Consider the following 21,627-nt stretch of genomic DNA (forward strand, 5'->3'; position numbering starts at 1 on the left):
TACCCGCCATCATCTGAATCGCGGTTTAGAACACCACCGCGCTACTGTCCGGCTCACCTCCCTGCTCATCCGTTAATGCATCGTCTCGATCGGGCAACAGCGGTCGGCGAGCCACCGGATATGGCCGGATGGGGTTAGCAGACATTCTTGAATCGACTGGCAACACCGGGATCGGAGCGATAGAAGGAACCGTGATCGGGAACGTGGGAACGGGCTGCTGCGCGTTCTTCACCACACGTTGTACGTAACCGGTGCGATATCCCGTCGAAAAATCGCCACTCCCATAACAGGACAGACTTGCCCGAAGCGCCACCTGCGTATCGGCTTGTGCACGATGTGCGAACATGAAACAACGCTGGAGAATTGCGGCGCCGACGGCCACATTGCGGCAGGGCTCGAATGCGTTTTGCTCCGTCAATCCGTACGCGCGCCAATTGGCGTGGTTTACCTGCGCGAGCCCTACGCTAAAATTCCAGCCAGCGGCCTCAAGTGCGCGCATTGTGGCGATCGCTTCGACCCAATTCGATGGTTGCCGAAGCAGCCGGCCATGCACGACGCCAATCGCGAAAGGGTTGAATCCGGACTCCGTGCGCACAAGCGCCGCCATTGTGATCGGGTCAATTTGCGGCGCGCACTGCTGGGCAATTGCCATGAAGTCGATCAGCATTTTCAGTGCCTCCCGCCGAAGCCGTTCTCCTGCTGCTCCGCCTGCTGCAGGAAGAGCGCTGCGGACTTTGTCGGGTTGTAGGACACCTGCGCACTCCCGGCACCATAGAATTCGGTGATTGTCGGCACCTGCCCTCTTACGCCCCACCAGACACGGGTATAGAGCTGATCGTCGATATCGACATTGATTGCGCCGGAAGCGTCACACCGCAGTTCACTCTGCTCCGCTTCGCCCCAGTACAACAGGTCTTCACGGCAATAACCACTGCTTGCAAAGGTGTTGGTCGCAAACGTTCCCTGCGAGCTGCCAGCACCGAAATTGCAGGTCGGAAACGGATCGCCGTGACGCAACGCCCGCCATAGTCTCTCGATCGGCGGCACGCATTCGCTGTACTGCTCCGGGCCACCGGGGTTCGACAGACACAGAATTACCTGGCAACCCCAGTCGTCGGCATGAGCGATTCCCGAAGCAAATGCGCAAGCGGCAATTAGCGCGAGCGCAGCGAAGGACCGGTAACTTGCGGCGTGTCGTATCAAAGCGGCGCCCATTTCAGGCCTCCACGTCGCAGGCAATTTCATCGAGACGCAAGTACCCGGTCAGCGCCTGGAAACAAGCCAGCATGGTCTGCCATGCCCTACACGCAGCCGGTTCCCTCCCGACGACCTCCACCACTGGCACACCCTCCGCCTGTGCCCTCTGGACTGCGACGAAGCGTGGAATGCGCAGATACCCGCCCGGTCTCCCCGGATCAGCAATTAGCCAGGGTCCGAACTGGGTCTCGATGGCGCGGGCGTTCGCGCGTCCCAGCGACGTCGCTTCCACCATGTTCGGGAGAAGACCGACGAACTGCAGTGCGGGGTTCAACTTTGCACGTATCTGCCGTACACCATGTGGGCCATTGATCAGGTCCGCGAGGTTGTCAAGCGACTCCCGATTGAGTTGGACTGGGCTCAACATTGCGTCGACTGTCGATTCGATGCAAAGTGCACGCAGATCCGGAAGGGGCGGACTGTCGATCAGGCAGACATCCGCCAGCTTCGCCACAACGAAAAGCAGATGCCGGACATTGGCGTAGTATCGAGCCCCGTCATCGCCAGGCCCCAGCGTCAACGACGGCACGGTACCCGTCGGCAACACCCAGAATCCCGGAGCCTCTACGTCGCCCCGCTCGGATTCTGTGATCGACTTTTCTCCGCGCAGCACGACTGCTCTACCCCCCCGCACCAGCGAGGCGGTGCTACATGGCGGCTCGGCCGCGTCGATAACGAGCACCCGCAGGCGCCGCACCCGATGCAGGTAATGGGCGAACTGACACAGCATCGCCGTCTTGCCGGCACCACCCTGTTCGGTGGCGATTAGAAGCGTTTTCATGGTCAGTCACTCGCCTCAGGTGATGCGCCGAACCACCAACCTGTATCTGAGACGACGAACAAGAAGCCCGCGGTGCCGGGAGACAAACCGCGGTTCAAAGGGGAATCTCGAGATGCACTGCGGTAGAACGCAAAAAAGCCTGCGAATGCAGGCTTTTCCCATATTCAGGCAATTACGCCATTGGCAGATAGGTCAGTACTTCGGGGCCGCTAACGCGTACTCGGTCGTGCCATGCACGTTGACCGGGGCAGATTGTTGAGATCAACTTTAGGATGAATCTATCCGTGTTGCAAGACCTCTCGGCCGGTCAGTTTTTTCCTTAACTCCAACCTGCTCCAGATCATTCCGAAACATTCCTGAATATTTTTAGACTCGTTCTTCATGCAGCAATCGAGCGAGCGCGGCCTTCGCTTGCGTGACCTCGAGTTCATATCGGTACCAAGGCCGTTGGGGAATTTTCAAACGCCTGCAAATAACGCCACGACCAGCGCGCCACACGTACGCCATACGCAACAATTCTTGGTGATGTGTTGCAAGCCGACGCCACGCCACCTCCACGCGTGCAGCGTCTGCGGCGTCACTCCAAACCTTGTCCGCATTGGCCCAGTTGCGTAGACGCTCGTCGAGCCGGAGTGCGCCGTCAGTCTCGCTCATGAGTCTTCTCCGCTCCGCCGTTGTCAGATGCCAGTGGCGAACGGTAGCCTGCGGGATCACGCAAAAAGCCATCGATGTCCCCCGCACGCCAGCCCACAGCGCGCGCACCCAGCCGGATAGGCCGAGGAAATGTTCCGTCCTTGATGCGTTGATAGATCGTCGATCGCGACAGCCCCACTTCCCGTTCGACCTGCTTGCGCCGCAAAATCGCAAGCGAATGACGTATTGTTTCGCTCATGACAAACCCTGTTGTTGTCGCCGACGAGGTACCGGCCTACAGGGTTCATTCAAGCAAGGGAATCAAGCGACGGGCAAACCCGTCTTACCGTCTGGGTGACCCGTCAGGTCCGCGACCGCACGTGATGCCGACTGTCGGCTTCCTTGAGCCAGTCTGGCCGAATCGCTGACGCGTACGTTTGTCCGCTGCGCGACGCTTCGCCACCGGGCTGGGCTCTGAGGTTTAAACGTTGGTCGATCGCCTGTGCGACCACAGACGATTTGGGCGGATTGTTCTCGTCATAACCTGACCAGAAAGTGTGCATGACATCGAACATCCCCGAAAGAATTTCGGTAATAAAGGGCAGGTGAACTGTGATCCCGTCGGAATGCTCCGACGGCCCGTCGCTTACGCACGGGCAGATTTTCCACGCCGGAACCATCGCACGCAAAGACTCAAGTTCCTCCTCCTGCCGTTCCTCGATCGCATGATGCAAAGCCACCGTGCGCAAGAGCGCCTTCCCCATTTCGCCTAACTGTCGGTCCTTTCCTCTTAACCGCTCCGTTAGCCGACGAACATCAGCCTCTGCCTGATCAACACGCCGCTGCAATGCGTTGGTGTCAGACGCTGAGGTAGCTCCGTCACGAGCGCCTGGAGGCTGGCATGCGTTATGTGAGTGATCCATGACACGTCCTCATGCAGCGTTACGCCGCATCACTCTTCGCCCCCGATTGCTCTTCGAACCCGTCACGGAATGATCGCAGCGGCTAGCGCCTGCATTGACGGGGCACCGGCCTATCGCATCCTGCGATAACGCGCCCAACGTTTAACTTCTTCCTAGAGATCCGATCCCGTCGGCACAAAACGGACCTATATTCCAAACAGAATATCCACTGCCCCCGACGTCCAATGCCGTACGCTGGGAGCGAAGCGCAACGGCCGTTCCGTCGATACAAAATTTTTGCCAACCCGAACCGAAAGTTGCGGCTATTGGCTGCCCAGTAAGCGAAAGTTTAGTCCGGCATTTCCAGGATCGGGGTAACGCCATCTTGCATTGACTTTCCGCCAGCATCGTGATAAGGGGGAGCCCAACATGTATGATTTGGATGCTCTGAAAAAGTTTGATCTGGTCATCGACGCGCGAAGCCCGCGCGAGTTTGCCGAAGATCATTTGCCGGGAGCCATAAACCTTCCGGTCGTCTTCGACGATGAGTACGCGGAAGTCGGGACTACGCACCGCACCGACCCTATGCGGGCGTATCAGATTGGTGTTGCTTACTCCCTGAAAAACATCGCCCGGCACCTCGAGCTTCCGTTTTTTCGGACCAGTCGGCGAATTTCAATTCTCGTTTATTGTTTTCGCGGTGGAAAACGAAGCAAGCTTTGGACAGACACGCTGGAAACGATCGGCTACAAGGTCGAGCGGCTCCCGGCGGGTTGGAAAGGATATCGAAACTGGGTGCGTCAAAGCCTTGACGAAGTCCCTACGCACTTGCAACTCAACGTGCTCTCCGGCCCCACCGGTTGCGGAAAAACTCGCTTGCTACTTGCGTTAAGGGAGGTTGGTGCGCAGGTCATCGACCTGGAGGCTCTTGCCTCGCACCGCGGGTCAATCATAGGAGCGATTCCAGGTCGGGCGCAGCCAAGTCAAAAATTGTTCGACAGCCTCCTGCTTGCCGAGATAGGTCGTCTAGACCTAGCAAGGCAGGTATGGATTGAAAGTGAAAGCAAACGAATTGGGCGCGTTCAATTACCAGAAGCGTTGTTTCACAGAATGCATGGCGGACGTCTATTCGCAGTCGAGACTCCAATGCCCGAAAGAATCGCCATGTGGCGCCGCGAGTATCCCCACTTCGAGAGGGACCCCGTAGGTCTGGTCGCTCAACTTGGTCATCTGAAAGCACTCGTAAGCGGAGTGACGTTGGAGAAATGGGTTTCAATGGCTGAACGTCGGGATATCGACGCTCTCTTTAAGAGCATCATGCTGGACTACTACGACCCCGCGTATTTTCGTTCGACGAAGAAAAATTATGTGCATACCGAGCATGCCGTCAAGATCCGACTCGAAACGCTTGACTCAGCGCACCTCATAAACATCGCGCGAGGTCTGATTGCAGAGGCAGACGTTCCGGCGTCGCCACCGCCTGAGTAAGACCTTTGCTCGCCGGTCCATTGTCGAAAACCAAAACGGCGGGAAAAGCGTCAACAACAGCATCTGAAAGTAGCCGCCGGGTAAGGTGAATCGTTTCGCGGCAAGACCCAGAAAGGACACTTCACTGTCCAGATGATGAGCGTTGTGGAATCCGTTGTTCACCAGGAGGCAATTGGACAACCAGAAGTCAACGTCCCACGAAGTGATCGCGGTACGCGAAAGGTCCTGGTCGAACCCGTAATGCTGCATGTACCCAACGGCCTCAACGACAAACACGCTGACAATAGCGTATCCGATGTAGAAGAGCGCGATCCTCCATTGCAGGAACGCGGCCAGCCCCAGCAAAGAAATTGAGAAAAGTGCATTTCGAAAAAGACTACGCGGTACCCTACCGCACGGGTAGGAATGCCGAGAAAACGTTGCTATCAAGGTCGCTACATAGGAGCGTCCAACATGACGCCAGACCGACGTTCCCAATGACGCCGTCGAGCCGAACTGCGGATTTCCAACGTGTTGATGGTGCAATCGGTGTGCAACCCGGTAATGCGGATAGCCGACGATGACAAATGCTACGTCACTAACCTGTTGCCATATCCTGGCTTGTCGGTGCGTTAACTCGTGGAGGTGTGCCATTGCGGTCGCGCTTAGCATTCCGCACGCGACAGCAAGCCCCATCAGATTTATCCAGGACGCGGCTGACGCACGGTACGCACCGATTGCCACTGCTAAGGCCCAAGTGAGTGCGAACCAGCAGGGTACCTGATCTTCATCTGTCTTCTCGGTGGTTTGCCCCGATCGCGGGGTGCCTCGCCCTATCATCGCGTCCAGTGCAGGAAGAACGAAAAGGACCACACCCACAAATGCCCACGGGCGTCCGACGGAAAACGAGACGCCCGCGACGATCGGCAAGGTGAGTGAGAGCCAAAACGCTCCACCCGAGTTACGCCAGAAGGTCATTCACTTCCGCGAACTTAACCGCTTCTGAGATGTGCGAAACCCCAAACTTATCCTTTATTTTTTTGTAGTTTCCGTAGACGGTCTGGACCGAGACGTCAAGCTCACGAGCAATGTCCTCAGCGGTAAATCCACTTTTAAGGTAACCCACTACGCGAAGATCCATCTCAGTAATACCGTGCGCCTCAAGGACCTCACGTTTCGCCATTCGGATGGACCAGTCAAGCAATTCCATGGCGAGCGCCCTGAAATACAAGCGTTGCGCGGTGAGCCTCTTTTCCCCTACTGCCTGACTATCGTCGGATCCGATATACAGAACGCCCATGCGTTCTGTAGTGCTGGTATGGACGGGCACAACGATCCCGCTTCTGAAGCCGTTTTTGCTTGCCGCCGCCAGCATTTCGCGTTGGCCCTGCGTTTCGACGACGATCTGCGATCCAGTGACCGGTTCAGTGTTGCTTCGCGCATACTCCAAAAATGGATCAGTCATGTACCATTTATTGGCGTTATACATCTGGCACCATTCGGGGCGGCAGCCAATGAGAAAACGATGCGTGGCGCGGCTATCCGTTGTAGCACCGGGATGGAGAGAAACGAACACATATGACTCCCCGCCAAGCACTGTGACGAGCGATCTTACGTAATCTGCTAATTCAGAGTCGTCCTTGGCGACCATGATTTTTTCGAAAAGTCTGCTTACTTCAGGGGACGTCTGTTGGGCAGTCATATCCTCACCCTCCTCAACCCCTTCACGCGCTCGCCTGGCTATTCGACCACGCGATTTTCTACAAGGTGACGCCTAACTTCGTAATACAGCGGAGCCAGTTCTGCCGAATAAGGGTCCGCAGTTGCGAATCGGTGTAAATCCCGCAAGGCAGTTATCGGAAGGACCTGAATGGACACCGTTTGATCCCTTTCGATGAGCCGTCGCTCGAGAGAAAAACCGCGCGTCGTCCTGAACAGAGTAAGCACGATGTGTTCCCCGCCGATATTAAGTCCACGCTCAAAAACAAGACTCTTCATCGTCGGCCCCGCTAGGGCGAATGCGATGGCCACATGAAGAGCAAACGATATCTTCGGGATCGATTTCCGAGACGCTCGTGATAAAGTCTTCGGACCCACAAGCGAGACATTCGACAACCAAACCGTCGAACTCGGTGCCGCAGCACCGGCAGGTGAGGCGGTGAACCTCTCCTGCAGCCAACACTTCCCAACCGTCTTCCATTGGGACGCTGCACTTGGGGCAAAGAAACCCCAATTCGGATATTACGTTTGACATGTTCGAAAGCTTTATGAAACAAATCGCTTTGCGACAAGTATCACTTCAGCTTAGCACTGTCCGATTTCGTCTGTGCAAATAGCGTGGGCAACGTCAAGCGAACGTCCATCAAGTCCCTCTTCTTGACGGCCCGCAACGGTCCGGTCGGTAGGCGGCAGATCGCGGTCCCATCCGCGGTACCGACGTCGAAGCTTGGCTGGCTGGCCACAGCGAATCGAGAGAGAGAATCACCTCATTTTTTAAATGGAAAGCATGAAAAGCCACCCCAAAAATATGTAGCCAGGACGGTCTCCCAATCAAGAAGTAGCCTGATAACCCTTATCGTACTGGGATCACGGTGTCTAAAACTGAACAGTACGATATCGGTCCAATGCAAGCCAATCGAAGGTCTCAATCTAGGCCATTGAAAGCAGGATTCCAGTCAGAGACGTCGAAATCGGCAGCCTGAGCTTCAGCAATCCGGCGCTGGGCGACTAATCAGCTTCGCGTTCACGCATTTGCGTTTCTGCGCAGTATCTGTGAGCCCACCGTCCTGTTGACGCGAGGCCATGGCTTTTTTGTCAGGTCGGCCAATGCTTCGACGCCCGCGGCGCCTTCTTTGCCTGGTCGAATTCGAGCAGCAGCATGTCGCGAAACCCCTTTGCTGCCGTAGACAACGGACGAGCGGTCGACGTAATCAGATACGCGCGATAGTCGATGCGCGGCTTGAACGCGGCGATGTGATAGCCCAGATGCGCGAACTCGAGCGCCGACTCGCGGATCACGAGCCCGACGCCCAGACCATGCGCCACCATATGGCAGACCGTCGATGCCCACGGGGTCTCCGCGCGAATGCGTCGCTCGACGCCGCTCGAATCGAACACCGCATCGATCGACGTGCGCGCCTTCACCTTAGCCGCCATCGAAATGAAGTCTTCCCCAGACAGATCGGACGGCTGCAACACAGGTCGTCCAGTCAGCCGGTGCCCTTTGGGCAGAATGCAGACGATCTCCGAACTGGTGATTTCCTCGCTGCGCAAACCCTCGCGATCCGATGCGCGCAGCGCGATCCCGAGATCGATGGTCTGCCGCGACACGGCTTCAATCACGCTATCAGTCGACATCGGCTCCAGCGACGTCAGCAGTTCCTCACGCCCCGCGACATAGCGTGTGATGCGCTCGGTGATCCAGCCCTCGGCGAATGCGGGAAATACGCCGACGCGCAAATAGCCGCGCCGCGTGGTGCCGATTTCTCTCGCCACCTCGTTCAGATAATCGAGCCCGCGATATACCTGCGAGACTTCGGCGAAGAAAATTTCCGCTTCCGGCGTGGGCACCAGCTTGCCTCGGCGCCGCTCGAAAGCGACGAAACCGGCCTCCTGCTCGAACCGCTCGATCATCCGGCTCACGGCCGGCTGCGATACGTTCAGGCGCTGCCCTGCGGCGGTGATAGAGCCATGCGTCATCACCGCGACGAACACTTCCATCTGCTTGGCATTGAGCCTGGCCACGAGCGTGTCCCTCCGATTATTGCTGCAATGCGGCAGCGTGGAAAGCCCACCGTGCAGCGATCTTAGGGCATTACATAGAATAGGATCAAACGAACAAAATTGTAGTGGATGTAATAGTTTTGCCTGCCTATAGTCGCTCCATCGACACATTGCGCACTTTTGAAACGACTGCTTCACGAGGACAGGCCAGTGGACATTGAAGCTCGAAAAGACATGCAGGACCCGGCATCGTTTTTCACAAAGACGCCGCTCGCCCACCGGAATAATGGCGGAGCGTACAAGCCCGGTGCGCAGCAGCCTGCGGGCTTGCGCATTCAAGCGCGTCCGAAGAAATCCGACTGGTTCTGGTACGCCACGCTGCTCGTCGTCGTCGTACTGTTCGTCGAACTGGTCGTCGACAACCCGCGCTGGCAATGGGACATCGTCGCCCATTACCTGTTCAACAAGCGCGTGATGGAGGGATTAGGGAATACGCTGATCCTGACCGTGCTATCGAGCGCGCTGGGTCTGTGTTTCGGGGTCGTGATCGCTGCCTGCCGGATGGCGGACAACGCAGTGCTGCGCGCCGCCGGCTACGTGTACATCTGGATCATCCGCGCGACGCCGCCGCTTGCAATGCTGCTGTTCCTGTTCTTTCTGTCGGCGCTGATCCCGCGGCTCTATCTGCCGCTGCCGTTACTTCACGCGAATCTGTTCGACATCGACACCAACCACATCATCTCGCGCTTCAGCACGGCCGTGATCGGACTCGCGATGTACCTCGGCGGCTATAGCGCGGAAATCTTTCGCGGCGGCGTCTCAGCCGTCGATCGCGGACAGCGCGAAGCCTGCAAGGCGATCGGCATGAGCGATTTCCGCATGATGTGGCATGTGGTCATGCCGCAAGCAGTGCGCATCATCATTCCGCCGCTCGCCAACGAACTGATCACGATGTTCAAGAACACGTCGCTCGTCACGGTGATCGGTTACGTCGAACTCCTGACGACCGTGCAGCTGATCTACGCGACCAACTTCGAAACGATTCCGCTGCTGACCGTCGCCTGTATCTGGTATCTGGCGCTGACGAGCCTCGCAATGGCGGCGCAGAGTCTGCTTGAACGTCACTTCAGGAAGGGAGTACGGACGTGAACTCGATCCACAACGACACATCGGCGATGAACGACACGACACACTTTCTCGACATGCGCGCCGTCACGAAGCAGTTCGGCGACTTCACCGCGCTGGATGCTGTGGACTTCTCATTGTCCAAAGGCGAAGTCGTCGCGATGATCGGGCCGTCCGGTTCGGGCAAGAGCACACTGCTTCGCTGCATCAACATGCTCGAATTGATCGACGCCGGCAGCATCACCTTCAAGGGCGAAGTACTCGGCACGGAAATGCGCGGTACGCGCTGCGTGCGCCTGCCGAAGAAAACGCTCGACCAGCAACGCCGTTACTTCGGTATGGTCTTTCAGGGCTTCCATCTGTTTCCGCACTATTCGGCGCTCGACAACGTGCTGGCCGGCCCCTGCATCGTCGGGCGCAAGCGCAAGCGCGACGTGATGGAGCGCGGCAAGTATCTGCTGACGCGCGTTGGACTCGCCGACCGAATGCACCACTATCCGGCCGAATTGTCCGGCGGACAGAAGCAGCGCGTCGCGATTGCACGCGCGCTCGCAATGGAGCCAGAAGTGATGCTGTTCGACGAGCCGACCAGTGCGCTCGATCCGGAACTCGTCAACGAAGTGCTCAACGTAATCAAGGAGCTGGCGCTCGCGGGCACCACGATGGTCGTTGTCACGCACGAGATGGAATTTGCGCGCAAGGTGGCGAGCCGCGTGGTGTTGATGGACGCCGGCCGCATCGTCGATGAGGGAACACCGGCCTACATCTTCGACGGCGGTGGAACCGAACGCTGCAAACGTTTTCTTTCGAGTCTGCGCACCTAGTGCATGAGGCTAATCGGTTACCTGGAAACTTCGATCGGGATTGAAAAAATGACTGCTACAGACGGAAAGATCAGAATTGGCCTGTCAATGCGCTATCTGGGTTACCACATGGCCGCATGGCGGCATCCGGATGTGCCCGCGGCAGGCGCCATCGATTTCAACTACTTTCTTCGTACTGCAAAGAAAGCCGAAGAGGCAAAGCTCGACATGATTTTCTTTGCCGACGGAATCGGGATCCGCGCAAACGATACGCCTAAAGGATCGCTCGCCCGCGACGCAAAGAATGCCGAACTCGAACCACTGACCTTGCTGGCGGCGATCGGCGCGTGCACGTCGCATATCGGCCTCGTCGCGACGGCTTCGACGACGTACAACGAGCCCTTCCATATCGCACGCAAGTATGCGTCGATCGACCATATCAGCCGCGGTCGCGCGGGCTGGAACGTCGTCACGTCGTGGTCGCAGCAGGAAGCGTGGAATTTCAGCCGCGACGAGCATCTCGGCTATGAAGAGCGTTATGAGCGCGCGGACGAGTTCGTCGAAGTGGTCAGGAAGCTGTGGGATTGCTGGGAAGACGACGCGTTTATCCGTGACAAGGCGAGCGGTATCTTCTATGACGAGGCCAAGCTGCACGTGCCGGATCACAAGGGCAAGCACTTCAAGGTGCGCGGCCCGCTGAACTCCGCCCGCACGCCGCAAGGCCGTCCAATCATCGTGCAAGCCGGTGCCGCTGAAGCGGGACGCGAGCTTGCCGCACGCTATGCCGATGTTGTCTATAGCAACGCCAACAGCATGGAAAGCGCTAAAGCCTACTACGACGATCTCAAAGGCCGCCTTGTGAAATACGGCCGCACGCCGGATCAACTTTTGATCATGCCCGGCGTCACCCTGTATGTCGGCAAGACGCGCGGCGAAGCGCAGGACAAATTCGATCAGTTGCAAAACCTGATCGATCCGCTTAGCGGACTGGCCATTCTTTACGGCGTGCTCGGCGATCTGTCCGAATACGAACTCGACGGTCCGGTGCCCGATGTCGGCAATCAGCGTGTGCGCAGTATCGCCGAGAATCTGCTCGCGCTGGCGCACAGGGAAAACCTGACGATCCGCCAGATGTACAAGCGCGTGGCTTCGGGCAACAACTGGCAGATCGTCGGCACTGCGGAGGACATCGTCGACGAAATGGAAAAGTGGTTCCGGGCCGGCGCCGCGGATGGCTTCAATATTTGCCCAGCGACGTTGCCACAAGGTGTCGACGACCTGACGCAATACATCCTTCCCGAGTTGCGCAAACGCGGATTGTTCCGCACCGAGTACGAGGCGAACACGCTGAGGGGCAATCTCGGACTGCAGCCCCTGCACTTTGGCGACTAAATTTCGTCGACTAAAAAGCATCATGCGCCGCTTGCCAACGAGCGGCGCCTTTCCGACGCGAGGCGTTTCACATGAGTACCGACACAACCGACGAACTTTTCCGCAATGCGATGGCGCGCTTCACCAACGGCGTCACGGTCATTACGACCGCTAATAGCGGCACGCCGTTCGGCCTGATCGCGACATCGGTGTGCAGCCTGTCAGCCGATCCGCCGACGGTGCTCGTCTGCGTAAACCGAAGCGCGAGCGCACACGACGTGATCCTGCGCGCGAAGGTGTTTGCCGTCAATCTGCTATCCGCCGATCAAAAAGACGTCGCGCAACGTTTTGCCAGCGAGAAAGGGCCGTCCCGTTTCGATCCGGCGCAATGGAGAGCTGGCAAGAGTGGCGCGCCGCTGCTGACCGGCAGTGTCGTCTCTCTCGATTGCAAAGTAATCGCGACGCACAACGGGTATTCGCATACGATCTTCATCGGCGAGATCACCGATTCATCGACGCACGACGACCCGTCGGCGCACTGTCTGTTCTGGCATCAGCGTCATTTCGCGGCTGCGGCAGTGGAAGCGCGATGAGCGTCACAGCAGAACATACGCTTTAGTCCGGTCAACCCCGTTCCAACCATCCCTACATAATGACCACACCCATTCGTTTCACCCGGATCGTTGCACGACTCACCGTTGCCGCCGCACTCGGTCTGAGCGTTACGCCATGTGTCATGTCGCCGGCTTTCGCCGAAGACGCGCCGAATATCGACGCCATACCTGCAAGCCCCGAGCTTTCCGCGTTCGTGCCAGAGTTCTATCGTCAGAAGCAACCAATCACGGTTGCGGTCAATCCGGAGATCGCGCCCGTCAAGTTCATCAACGAAGACGGCGACGTTGCGGGCTTCGCGCCTGATCTGATCTCAGCTGCGGCCAAAGTGCTGGGGTTGAAAATCAAGTTCGTGCAGGCTTCGTTCGATTCGTTGATTCCGGGCCTCGCAGCGAACCGCTTCGATGTGCTGCTGTCGCTTGGCGATTTTCCCTCGCGCCATAGCAAAGTGACGTTCATCGACTACTTAAACGTCGGCCAGACGATCGTCGCCTCGTCGAAGCGGCAAATGACGCTCAAGTCGCTCGACGATCTATGTGGGATGCAGATCGCGCTGCCGCGCGGCACAGCGCCGCTGCAACGGGCGAATGAAGTGAGCAACAAATGCGTGGCGGACGGTAAGAAAGCTATCTCGATCGCCACCTATCCGGACACCAACATGACACTGATGTCACTGACCAACGAAGCAAGCCAGGCCGTATGGATCGACTCGCCCGCTGCGAATTACAACATCAAGAAGTTTCCGGACAAATATCAGGCGGTGTTCTACTACAACCTCTCGTCATACGGAATCGGCTTTGGCGTCGACGACAACGGCAAGCGACTCGCTCATGCGTTCCAGCAAGCCCTGATCAAGTTGCAGAAGCAAGGGTTTTATCAAAGTGTGATGCAGAAGTGGGGTCTGCCCGCGAAGGACGGACGCCCCACCTTCCCCGTCAACGATCCGCAGATGTGAAGCCTCAGGCTGGCAGCGAGACCGCCTGCACCCCGTGAAAGGAATAAATCCCCTTAACCTAACAAGCCTACCGTGGTGTCACGGCGGTCGAAACTGTCCGTCATGGGACAGCGTCCGGTGGGATCCAATAATTTTGCGTATACATATGCGTATATGCAACGAAAAGAAACAAAATTTTATTATTTTAAATCAAATACTTAGGCATCGTATTCGAGTCCTCTCCTGGCACCAACAGTTGTTCCGGCGTAAGCCGAAGTAGTTCGAGAAACCCCGTAAGATCGACGTCTTACGGGGTTTTTTGTTGCCTACAAAAACCTGGCTGCTTCGCTATCGCCGTCCTGGCACGGGCAAGGAAAACTTCCTTAGCCTCGGCCCCTACCCCGATATCACACTCGCTGATGCGCGACGGTCCGCTTCTACCGCGTGCAATCTGGTTCGCGAAGGCACCGATCCGGTCGAACATCGCCGGGCCGAGTCCATCGCCCGCAAATGCGGGGCCGAAGGCGCCTTCCATCTCGTGGCCCAGCGCTGGCTCGACTTCAAACCCAAGGAATGGGTGGACGAAACCTACCGGAAGGCGGAGTTTGTCGTGCGCGAATATCAGGAAGACGTCGGTCGCGTCCGCGAGCGGGTTCGGGAGGACGGCAGTGTTCTAAAGGGGCGGATTGAAAACCTCGTTGGTTCCTACAGCGACGAACCTTAAGGAGTTCCATCACGAACTACCGGCAGCAACGCGTCTTTTGCGTTCTTTGCGTCCAGACGATGCGAGCAGTCCCAGCGACCACGCGGAGCGCCGCAGCGGCCGCACCGCCCAAAGGCTACATGAGCGCCACCTTGCCCGTAAGCTGCGGACACGCGTCAGCATCTCTGGCCCAACGCTCAGCCCGCGTAGTCCTGCGGGCCCCGGCACAACTCAGAAAGCATGCGCGATTCCGACTACCACCGCAAGTTGGTTGGCTCCGGTCGCGACAGGGGTGGTCGACCCTGTCGCACTCAAGGCAGACTTCGCGCTGTTGATGACGTACGTGACATCCGTGTACAGCGTGGTGCGCTTGGATAGCAGGTAGTCTGCGTTGACGCCTGAGCTGATGGCATGCGCCGAAACCGTCCGAAATGTGTGATAGTACGAACCCGCCGAAACTTGAAACGCTGGCGTTAACTTATAGCGAAGGCCTCCGAATCCCATGGTCTGCGGCGGTGACGCAGCGAACGTAGCGGCAATGTCGTTCAGAAGGAGTTCGTAACCAGCGTACAGGGTCGCATTGCCAATAGACCAGGAACCGCCCGCGAGATAGCGCCGCTCGCTGTCGCCGGACGAGGCAACACTCGTCCCTTGGCGTTGCTCATAAACGAAGGTCAGGTTGATTGGCCCTTGGCGATACCGGCCACCAATATCAAACTGCTTGCCGACCCGGAACTCTCCCGGCACCTGGCCCCCATTCGCAATCGTCGAATCGTAGCCAAAACTGTAGAGCGCGTTCAACTCGAACGGACCGGCGTGCCCGAGATATTCGAGCGCGTTATCGGCCCGTCCTACAAACTGCGCATCCTGGGCCGACAGGCCATAGCTGGAGTAATTGAGAGGGTCAAGCGCCAGGAAGAAGCGATACATAGGTGTCATCTGCCGGCCGGCCATCACCGCACCGAACTTATCGCTCTCAAGGCCAACGAACGCCTGGCGGCCGAACAACCGTCCTCCCTGCTGCAGGGTACCGTTATTCGTCGCAAAGCCCGATTCGAGCGTGAATATCGAGCGCAGACCTGCCCCAAGGTCTTCCTTGCCAGTGAAACCCCAACGAGAATTGATGCGATTGCCGGTGTTGATACGAAACAGGTTGCCGGAGCCCTGCCTGGCTGCATGGGTGACGAACTCGACGCCAGAGTCAAGAATGCCGTAGAGCGTTACCGATGACTGAGCGTGAGATGCAATACTTGCCGACGAACATATCGTAGCGGCGAGCACTGTCCTCAACAGTCGCGTACCGTGATTCGATTTCAAGCTAGTCTCCTTATTATGAGTAGTTATACTAATTTAATATTCAGGCGATACACATCGACAATTTTTCGATTTGCATCCGACGGTGCGGGGCGAATTAAACCTGTGCGATGCGTTTGCTCACGAACAGCATCGCTACAAGCCCGACGACTGGCCCGATGGCAAGCGTAAGAACGGCAAGCACGATTGAATGTGTCCCGCCATAGACGTGTCCGACAGCCAGAGGGGACACAGCGCTACCCATTTGCCAAATGGCGTTTGTCCAACCAGCGCTCGCTCCAGCCAGACGTTTTCCGGATGCGTCGCTCACCTGTGCCATAAGCACCGGCAGGTAACCATATGAAAACGCGCCAAGAACCGGAGCGACGATATAAAACTGCGTGACAGTCGAGCACATGCCAAACACCACAAGAGTGATGGCAAACGCGACCAGAACCAGAATGGACATGAGCCGACGCGAGATTCCCGGCAGGTCGGATACCCAACCGAGTGTGGGTTTCGCAATGACCGCGCCGATGCCGAAAGACGCGATAATCGACCCGGCCACGACAGGGGAAATACCGTACTGCCGCGTCATCAGCGCATTTCCCCAGGCGCCGAAGCCAACAGTCGCCCAGAGACCGCCGCAACCAGCAATGGAAAGAAATATCAGATTGCGATTGCGCAAGAGACTAAGCATCTCTTTCGCACTGTTGCGAGCCGGAGCTCGTTCGCCGACCGGGCGATTCTTGAGAAACAGAAGGGAGACGATGCCCCAGGCGAACGTGGCAATGCCGAGCATGCGAAATGCACTGGCCCAGCCGTACTGCGCGGAAATGGTGGGCACGATTGCATTGGCGAGGACCACGGCGAGCGAAGTTGCCGTGGTGTAAATGCCCATCGCTCGCCCCCGGTCTCGCGTGAACCAGGCAGGAATCACCTTCATCCCGGCCGAATAGTCAGCTCCGGCTGCAAAGCCCATTGCCAGTTGAATCAGAATGCCCGCCGTCAACGAGGTCGTCTCGCCAAAAAAGAACGTGAAGACACCGAGCGGAAGCAACGCGAGAGTCATCATGGCCCGACCGCCGAGAAAATCGGTCAGCATGCCTCCGATGATGTTTGCAACCACGTATCCCGCATAGAACGCCGTAACAAAGGCACCAAGGAGCGACACCTTGATACCGAGCGATGCGCCAACAGGCGCTGCGACCGTGCTCCATGCGACGCGGTCGACGTAGCTGAGAAGAAATGCTGCCCACACGATAAACAGAGCAACCCAGCGGTAGGGGCTCGCCGCTGTTACACCGACGCTTGACGCGGTCCAGTCCGCGCCCGATGCGTCACTCGACGACGTCAGGTTTTTTCCCACGACTCCTCCATGCAGGGCGTGCGTACGCCGCCCTTATTCTTTTTCCGATTTGACATCCGGCGCGTAAGGGGCGCCGGGCGTGTGTTGCCGGGTTGCGGCGTTACAGGTCCAGCACAAGTCTCCCGGACTTCGAGCGGGAGCAGCACGGTAGAAACTGGTCGTTTCGTGACTGCTCTTCCGGAGATAGGAACAGGTCTCGATGTTCCGGCTCGCCGTCGAGAACGCGGGTACGGCAGGTTCCACAAATGCCCTGCTCGCACGAAACGGGTACGTCAACTCCAGCGTCCGCGAGCGCCTGCGTCACCGTGCGGTCTGCGGGGATGGTCACCGTCTTTCCAGTGCGCGCAAGGCACACTTCAAAGCTGCCATCGGCCGACGTGTCGACGGTGGGAGCCGAGAAAAACTCGTAATGCATTCGACTCTCTGGCCACCCGCTCGCACGCGCCGCATCAAGCACCGCGTTCATGAAGCCTTGCGGCCCGCAGACATAGAGATGCGTGTCCGGGGTTGCGTCCTTGAGCAGCGCATCAAGACGAAGGCGTTGGTGCTCATCCTCGTCGTCGAAGTGATAGTGAACGCGCTCAGCCCATGACGCGTCCGCGAGCCGCTCGAGGAAAGCCGCACGCGAACGCGAACGTACACAGTAGTGCAGCTCGAAATCTTTACCGGTACGGTCGAGGTGCTGTGCCATGCAAAGCAACGGAGTGAGTCCGATGCCCCCGGCCAACATCAGGTGCTTCGCGGGAACGGACGCGAGCGCGAAGTGATTGCGAGGCATACTGACGCTCAGTTCGTCCCCTTCTTTAACTGCGTCGTGCATACCTGCCGAACCACCTCGCGAGTGCTCTTCGCGTAACACGGCAATTTGATAACGCGAGCGCTCGTGGGGCGCGCTGCAAAGCGAATATTGCCGGACATGCCCCGTTGGCAAGTGGACATCGATGTGTGAGCCAGCATCGAACGCCGGCAAATCACGACCGTCTGGACTTGCGAATTCAAAACTGACGATGCCGTCAGCCTCGATATTGCGCCGCGCAACTCGTACCATCATTGTGGAATTCTTCATGGCCACCACCGTTACATAATCGACAAGCCGCCGTCGACCATCAGCGTGGTGCCGGTGATAAACGATGCCTCATCGCTCGCAAGCCATAGAATCGGCCATGAGACCTCCTCAGGAGACGCCCAACGTTCTAACAACGACGTGTCTTGCCTCTGTGTCTTGAGCACCTCTACACTCTTTCCAGCAGCCTGCGCCCGATTGACGTGAAAATCCGTCAGCGTCGAGCCTGGGCATATTGCGTTGGCACGCACACCGTGTACAGCCTCCTCGAAGGCAAGCGTGCGAGTCATAGCGAGCATGCCGGCCTTGGTTGCATCGTAGAGGCCCATGCCCTTGCGGCCGGTGACCGCGTAGCAGGACGACACGTTGACGATGCTCGCCGAACCCGCCGCGCGCAACAACGGCAAAGCAGCCCTGCAGTAGTTCGCGGTGCCCACCATATTCACCGACACCATGCTTTGCCATTCTTCCGGCGTCGCATCGGCGAGGGCGCTGTAGTTGCGCATTGCGGCGTTGTTGACGAGGACGTCAAGCCGGCCGAACGCACGTTGGGCAAGCTCGACGGCCGCGGAAGCTTGCTCGGCGTTCGCCACGTCAGCGACATACGTTTGAACTCTTGCCGCGGCATCACGGCCGAGCAAGTCGTCTGCGATATTGGCGAGCGCTTGTGGATTTGCGTCGACGAGGACGACTGCAGCGCCTTCGTCACAGAACACACGCGCGGTAGAAGCACCAATGCCGCCTCCGCCGCCCGTAATCAGCGCGACTTTGTCTCTTAGTCTTGAACCTTGCATCTCACGCCGGCGCGGTGCCGGCCTCCTTATGCAGCGTTGAACAATGAGCGCTGAGCCCGCTCAGATTGAGTAAATCGGCTGGCCCTTGCCATCCGAGAGATGGATGACAGCCCACTCTTGCGGTTTCCGGTCGCGCGGGAGCAAGGCGCCGGCCGCGCGCACACGCTGCTGGTCTGCATCGATTGCGGGCGGGTCGGTGTCAACCTGCAAAGAGGTAGCTGCTTCATAGAGCATGCGTCGAGCCATTACGATGGCGCGGTCCGTCGGCAACAGCTTCTCCTTGCTGTGGTCCTGAATGGGACCCATGCTTTCCTGCAGCGACGCGTCCTGCATCGCGAAGCCGAAGACGCCTGAATATGCGCGCTTGTCCTTTTGGGCCTGACGGTCAATCAGATAGTCGTTGCTCTTGTTCGCCTTCGGGCGGAACGTGCCCGGCTCGTATTCGCAGTGAATGCCCTTACCTGCGTTCAGGTCGCTTATCTCTTCCTCGGACAACGGACGGTCCGGACGGAAGTTGATACTCCACGCCCAGCAGGTATGGTCGTCAATCGGCACCCAGACGTGACCTGCTAGCGAGTGGTCGCCAAACGGCGGAATGAGCGTGTACCACGGGAAGAGGTACTGCGTGATTCGCCAGTAGTAAGAATCCGGGCCGCCATTGCGACGCCCGAAAAGCGTGAGGCCGAACGGCTGCTTCTCGATTTCGAAGATGACGTTCCCATCCGCCTTGATGTACTCGAGCGCTTTGGTGCCCTGGTGCATCGGGTCTTCGTCGACTTCGTAGCGGTGCACGTACGAGACGTGGCTCGTGTCGATGCCGCCTTCCATAGCCTGCAGATAGTTTGACTCTTGCAGACGTTTGGAAACGAATACGTGGTCCGCCGGCAGGTTGCACCATTCGAGGTCCGGCGGTGCCGGCTGCTTGTCTTTGGGGCCCATGTAAGCCCAGAGAATACCGGCGCGCTCGATACACGGGTATGCCGTGATGCTCATGTGCTTGCACGCTTGCGGCGCGGACGGCACCTCGACGCAGTTTCCGTTCCGGTCGAATTTGAGGCCGTGATACGAGCAGCGGATGCCGTTCTCCTCGTTGCGCCCGAAATAGAGCGACACACCGCGATGCGAACAGAACTCATCAATCAGCGCCGGATTGCCGTCTGAATCCCGAAACGCCAGCAACTTCTCTCCAAGGATTTGCACTCGCACCGGCGGGCAGTCTGGCTCCGCGATTTCGCTCGCCAGCAGAATTGGCACCCAGTAGCGCCGCATCAGATTACCCATTGCTGTGCCGGGACCCGTGCGCACAAGCGTTTCCGACATGTTCTTGTCCATGCTCAAACTCCAAATCGTATGTGATGTTGTCCGTCTGATGAGATTGTGTTCTCATTCTACGGACACGAAATTTGAAGTCAAGCCTCTACGAATAGGTAGTTTCTCTACAATGGCGCAGATGGCATCGGCCAAGGGGATAGCGGAACATGGAAGAAAAAAAGGCGCACGAGAGCGTTCGTGCGGTTGAACGAGCTTTAGAAATACTTTTGGCGTTCAGGCCGGGAGATGAATCTCTAACCGTCGCTGAGTTGCTTGGGCGTGTGAACCTTAGCCGTCCGACGTTGTATCGACTGCTAAACACATTGGAGCAGGCCGGGTTCCTCGCATCGACCGGTGAACCGCAGCGATTCCACCTGGGAAGCTCGGTGGCTCAATTGGCACACGTCTGGCTGAGCGAAAACAGAATCGCCGAACTGGCGCAGCCGGTTCTGCGCAACCTATGGGAGGCGACGTCCGAGACCGTGGCTCTGTTTGTTCCAGATGACACGTATCGACTTTGCGTGGCAGAACTGGAGAGTCATCAGCCGCTTAGTTTTCGACGCGGTGTCGGCTACCGCGAAAAGCTTGTGCGCGGCGCCAGCGGCCGCACCATTCTTTCGCAGATGCGACTGACACCAGACGAATTAACGCGTTATCTCGTCGACCCTACCCAGGATGTGTCGGCGTTGATTCAAGACATCGAACAAATCCGTTTAAAAGGGTTCGGTACAAGTCACCACGAATTGATTGATGGCGCCGTCGCCGTGGCGGCACCTTTCTTCAACGGGGCCAATCAGGTCGCAGGCTCGCTATGCATCTTTGGTCCGAGCGTCCGGGTCACCGAGCAGCGGGTCGAGGAGTTTGGAGAGTTGCTCAAGCGCGCAACCGTCGCTTTATCTCGGCTTCTCGGCCAGCAAGTGTCCTGAGAGTTTGGGACCATGCGCGCATCGCTGGTCTTCGCATTGGCGGCAGCGGCGTAGCGATTGTCGCGGACTAAATTACCCCTACGAATCAAGGCGCCTGCTCTCTCTCAGGCACTTTGCATTTCAGCGCCAGGTCGCGGAACGCCTCACCTGCGCTAGACTGGGTTGAGCAACGGAAGGAGACTTGGATGATACGCAGAACGCTCAATGCCTCGCAGCTTCAGCAGGAGGTCGACCGGCGAATCCATCGACTGCAGGAAATCGTCGAGGATGGCGTGAAGATTCGTGTGCCGCGGCCGCAGTTGCAAGAGGCTGACAAGACAGGCTGCAACTGGAACATGACTCACTTCGGCAACGCGGTCGGCTTCGAGCGCGACATCGAGGGCGTGCTGAAAGCAGTGCGTGCGGAATACAACCTCAATACCGAAGTGAAGGACACTGGCAATCCCTTTGGGGACTAACCGCGAAAGACATCGATTCGCTGTTCGTTTTTTATGGCGTGGGCACTAATGATGCGCTTACCTCGAATGGTCTACCTTGCGACGCCCCGTCGCAGATATTTT

At 57.9% G+C, this 21,627-nt stretch carries 23 protein-coding genes; 9 read left to right on the forward strand and 14 right to left on the reverse strand.

The window, feature by feature from the left end; all coding sequences use genetic code 11:
* Positions 1–25 precede the first annotated feature (25 nt).
* The 6 genes from P3T22_RS19405 to P3T22_RS19430 all read right to left on the reverse strand — a co-directional run bounded on the left by P3T22_RS19405 (position 26) and on the right by P3T22_RS19430 (position 3,435).
* Complete coding sequence (locus P3T22_RS19405) at positions 26–667, reverse strand: lytic transglycosylase domain-containing protein (RefSeq protein WP_429325861.1); 642 nt, start codon at positions 665–667, stop codon at positions 26–28.
* A 2-nt stretch (positions 668–669) separates the two neighbouring features.
* Positions 670–1,215 carry a hypothetical protein gene (locus P3T22_RS19410; RefSeq protein ID WP_429325862.1) on the reverse strand — a complete coding sequence of 182 codons (546 nt, stop codon included), beginning with the start codon at positions 1,213–1,215 and terminating at the stop codon, positions 670–672.
* A gap of 1 nt (position 1,216) precedes the next feature.
* Positions 1,217–2,038 (reverse strand): ParA family protein, encoded by an 822-nt coding sequence (locus P3T22_RS19415; RefSeq protein WP_211707996.1) that lies wholly within the window; start codon positions 2,036–2,038, stop codon positions 1,217–1,219.
* A 366-nt stretch (positions 2,039–2,404) separates the two neighbouring features.
* Positions 2,405–2,692 carry a hypothetical protein gene (locus P3T22_RS19420; protein WP_172316551.1) on the reverse strand — a complete coding sequence of 96 codons (288 nt, stop codon included), beginning with the start codon at positions 2,690–2,692 and terminating at the stop codon, positions 2,405–2,407.
* Positions 2,679–2,930, reverse strand: coding sequence for a helix-turn-helix transcriptional regulator (locus P3T22_RS19425; RefSeq protein ID WP_172316550.1), 252 nt, complete (start codon positions 2,928–2,930; stop codon positions 2,679–2,681). The genes P3T22_RS19420 and P3T22_RS19425 overlap by 14 nt, the downstream gene beginning before the upstream one ends.
* 103 nt (positions 2,931–3,033) lie before the next feature.
* Positions 3,034–3,435, reverse strand: coding sequence for a hypothetical protein (locus P3T22_RS19430; protein ID WP_235993973.1), 402 nt, complete (start codon positions 3,433–3,435; stop codon positions 3,034–3,036).
* A 567-nt stretch (positions 3,436–4,002) separates the two neighbouring features.
* Here P3T22_RS19430 and mnmH point away from each other — a divergent pair.
* On the forward strand, positions 4,003–5,061 hold the full coding sequence (gene mnmH / locus P3T22_RS19435; protein WP_172316549.1) for a tRNA 2-selenouridine(34) synthase MnmH: 1,059 nt from the start codon (positions 4,003–4,005) through the stop codon (positions 5,059–5,061).
* Here the strand turns inward: mnmH and P3T22_RS19440 are convergent.
* The 3 genes from P3T22_RS19440 to P3T22_RS19450 all read right to left on the reverse strand — a co-directional run bounded on the left by P3T22_RS19440 (position 4,987) and on the right by P3T22_RS19450 (position 8,784).
* The gene (locus P3T22_RS19440) at positions 4,987–6,018 is read right to left on the reverse strand and encodes a fatty acid desaturase (protein WP_429325863.1); all 1,032 of its coding nucleotides are present in this window, start codon (positions 6,016–6,018) and stop codon (positions 4,987–4,989) included. The two genes, mnmH and P3T22_RS19440, sit on opposite strands and share 75 nt — an antisense overlap.
* On the reverse strand, positions 6,002–6,742 hold the full coding sequence (locus P3T22_RS19445; protein ID WP_429325864.1) for an autoinducer binding domain-containing protein: 741 nt from the start codon (positions 6,740–6,742) through the stop codon (positions 6,002–6,004). Before P3T22_RS19445 ends, P3T22_RS19440 begins: the two co-directional genes overlap by 17 nt.
* A gap of 1,112 nt (positions 6,743–7,854) precedes the next feature.
* Positions 7,855–8,784 (reverse strand): LysR substrate-binding domain-containing protein, encoded by a 930-nt coding sequence (locus P3T22_RS19450; protein WP_200620735.1) that lies wholly within the window; start codon positions 8,782–8,784, stop codon positions 7,855–7,857.
* A gap of 189 nt (positions 8,785–8,973) precedes the next feature.
* On the opposite strand from P3T22_RS19450, the gene P3T22_RS19455 reads away from it, so the two are divergent.
* The 6 genes from P3T22_RS19455 (at position 8,974) to P3T22_RS19480 (ending at position 14,332) form a co-directional block, all read left to right on the forward strand.
* Positions 8,974–9,912: an amino acid ABC transporter permease gene (locus tag P3T22_RS19455; RefSeq protein WP_429325865.1), complete on the forward strand. Its 939-nt coding sequence runs from the start codon at positions 8,974–8,976 to the stop codon at positions 9,910–9,912.
* A complete protein-coding gene (locus P3T22_RS19460) occupies positions 9,909–10,712 on the forward strand; it encodes an amino acid ABC transporter ATP-binding protein (protein ID WP_429325866.1) in 804 nt (267 codons plus the stop codon). The genes P3T22_RS19455 and P3T22_RS19460 overlap by 4 nt, the downstream gene beginning before the upstream one ends.
* A gap of 48 nt (positions 10,713–10,760) precedes the next feature.
* On the forward strand, positions 10,761–12,083 hold the full coding sequence (locus P3T22_RS19465) for an LLM class flavin-dependent oxidoreductase (protein WP_408371124.1): 1,323 nt from the start codon (positions 10,761–10,763) through the stop codon (positions 12,081–12,083).
* Between the two features lie 71 nt (positions 12,084–12,154).
* Positions 12,155–12,655 carry a flavin reductase family protein gene (locus tag P3T22_RS19470; RefSeq protein WP_200620739.1) on the forward strand — a complete coding sequence of 167 codons (501 nt, stop codon included), beginning with the start codon at positions 12,155–12,157 and terminating at the stop codon, positions 12,653–12,655.
* 59 nt (positions 12,656–12,714) lie between these two features.
* Positions 12,715–13,629 (forward strand): ABC transporter substrate-binding protein, encoded by a 915-nt coding sequence (locus P3T22_RS19475; RefSeq protein ID WP_429325867.1) that lies wholly within the window; start codon positions 12,715–12,717, stop codon positions 13,627–13,629.
* A 301-nt stretch (positions 13,630–13,930) separates the two neighbouring features.
* Positions 13,931–14,332: an integrase arm-type DNA-binding domain-containing protein gene (locus P3T22_RS19480; RefSeq protein ID WP_429325868.1), complete on the forward strand. Its 402-nt coding sequence runs from the start codon at positions 13,931–13,933 to the stop codon at positions 14,330–14,332.
* A gap of 210 nt (positions 14,333–14,542) precedes the next feature.
* On the opposite strand, the gene P3T22_RS19485 is transcribed toward P3T22_RS19480, so the two are convergent.
* The 5 genes from P3T22_RS19485 to P3T22_RS19505 form a co-directional block, all read right to left on the reverse strand.
* A complete protein-coding gene (locus P3T22_RS19485; RefSeq protein WP_148662165.1) occupies positions 14,543–15,628 on the reverse strand; it encodes a porin in 1,086 nt (361 codons plus the stop codon).
* A gap of 94 nt (positions 15,629–15,722) precedes the next feature.
* Entirely contained in the window at positions 15,723–16,865 is a 1,143-nt protein-coding gene (locus P3T22_RS19490) for an MFS transporter (protein WP_236720952.1), read from the reverse strand.
* Between the two features lie 208 nt (positions 16,866–17,073).
* Complete coding sequence (locus tag P3T22_RS19495; RefSeq protein ID WP_429325927.1) at positions 17,074–18,039, reverse strand: PDR/VanB family oxidoreductase; 966 nt, start codon at positions 18,037–18,039, stop codon at positions 17,074–17,076.
* An 11-nt stretch (positions 18,040–18,050) separates the two neighbouring features.
* Positions 18,051–18,830, reverse strand: coding sequence for an SDR family NAD(P)-dependent oxidoreductase (locus P3T22_RS19500; protein ID WP_063496434.1), 780 nt, complete (start codon positions 18,828–18,830; stop codon positions 18,051–18,053).
* Between the two features lie 60 nt (positions 18,831–18,890).
* Positions 18,891–20,162, reverse strand: coding sequence for an aromatic ring-hydroxylating dioxygenase subunit alpha (locus P3T22_RS19505; protein ID WP_063496435.1), 1,272 nt, complete (start codon positions 20,160–20,162; stop codon positions 18,891–18,893).
* A 146-nt stretch (positions 20,163–20,308) separates the two neighbouring features.
* Here P3T22_RS19505 and P3T22_RS19510 point away from each other — a divergent pair, with 146 nt between their 5' ends.
* Both P3T22_RS19510 and P3T22_RS19515 read left to right on the forward strand, forming a co-directional pair.
* Positions 20,309–21,067, forward strand: coding sequence for an IclR family transcriptional regulator (locus P3T22_RS19510; RefSeq protein WP_429325869.1), 759 nt, complete (start codon positions 20,309–20,311; stop codon positions 21,065–21,067).
* A gap of 185 nt (positions 21,068–21,252) precedes the next feature.
* The gene (locus tag P3T22_RS19515; protein ID WP_063496437.1) at positions 21,253–21,525 is read left to right on the forward strand and encodes a hypothetical protein; all 273 of its coding nucleotides are present in this window, start codon (positions 21,253–21,255) and stop codon (positions 21,523–21,525) included.
* Positions 21,526–21,627: the final 102 nt, after the last annotated feature.

It is taken from the genome of Paraburkholderia sp. GAS348 (genome assembly GCF_050434205.1).
GTDB lineage: Bacteria > Pseudomonadota > Gammaproteobacteria > Burkholderiales > Burkholderiaceae > Paraburkholderia.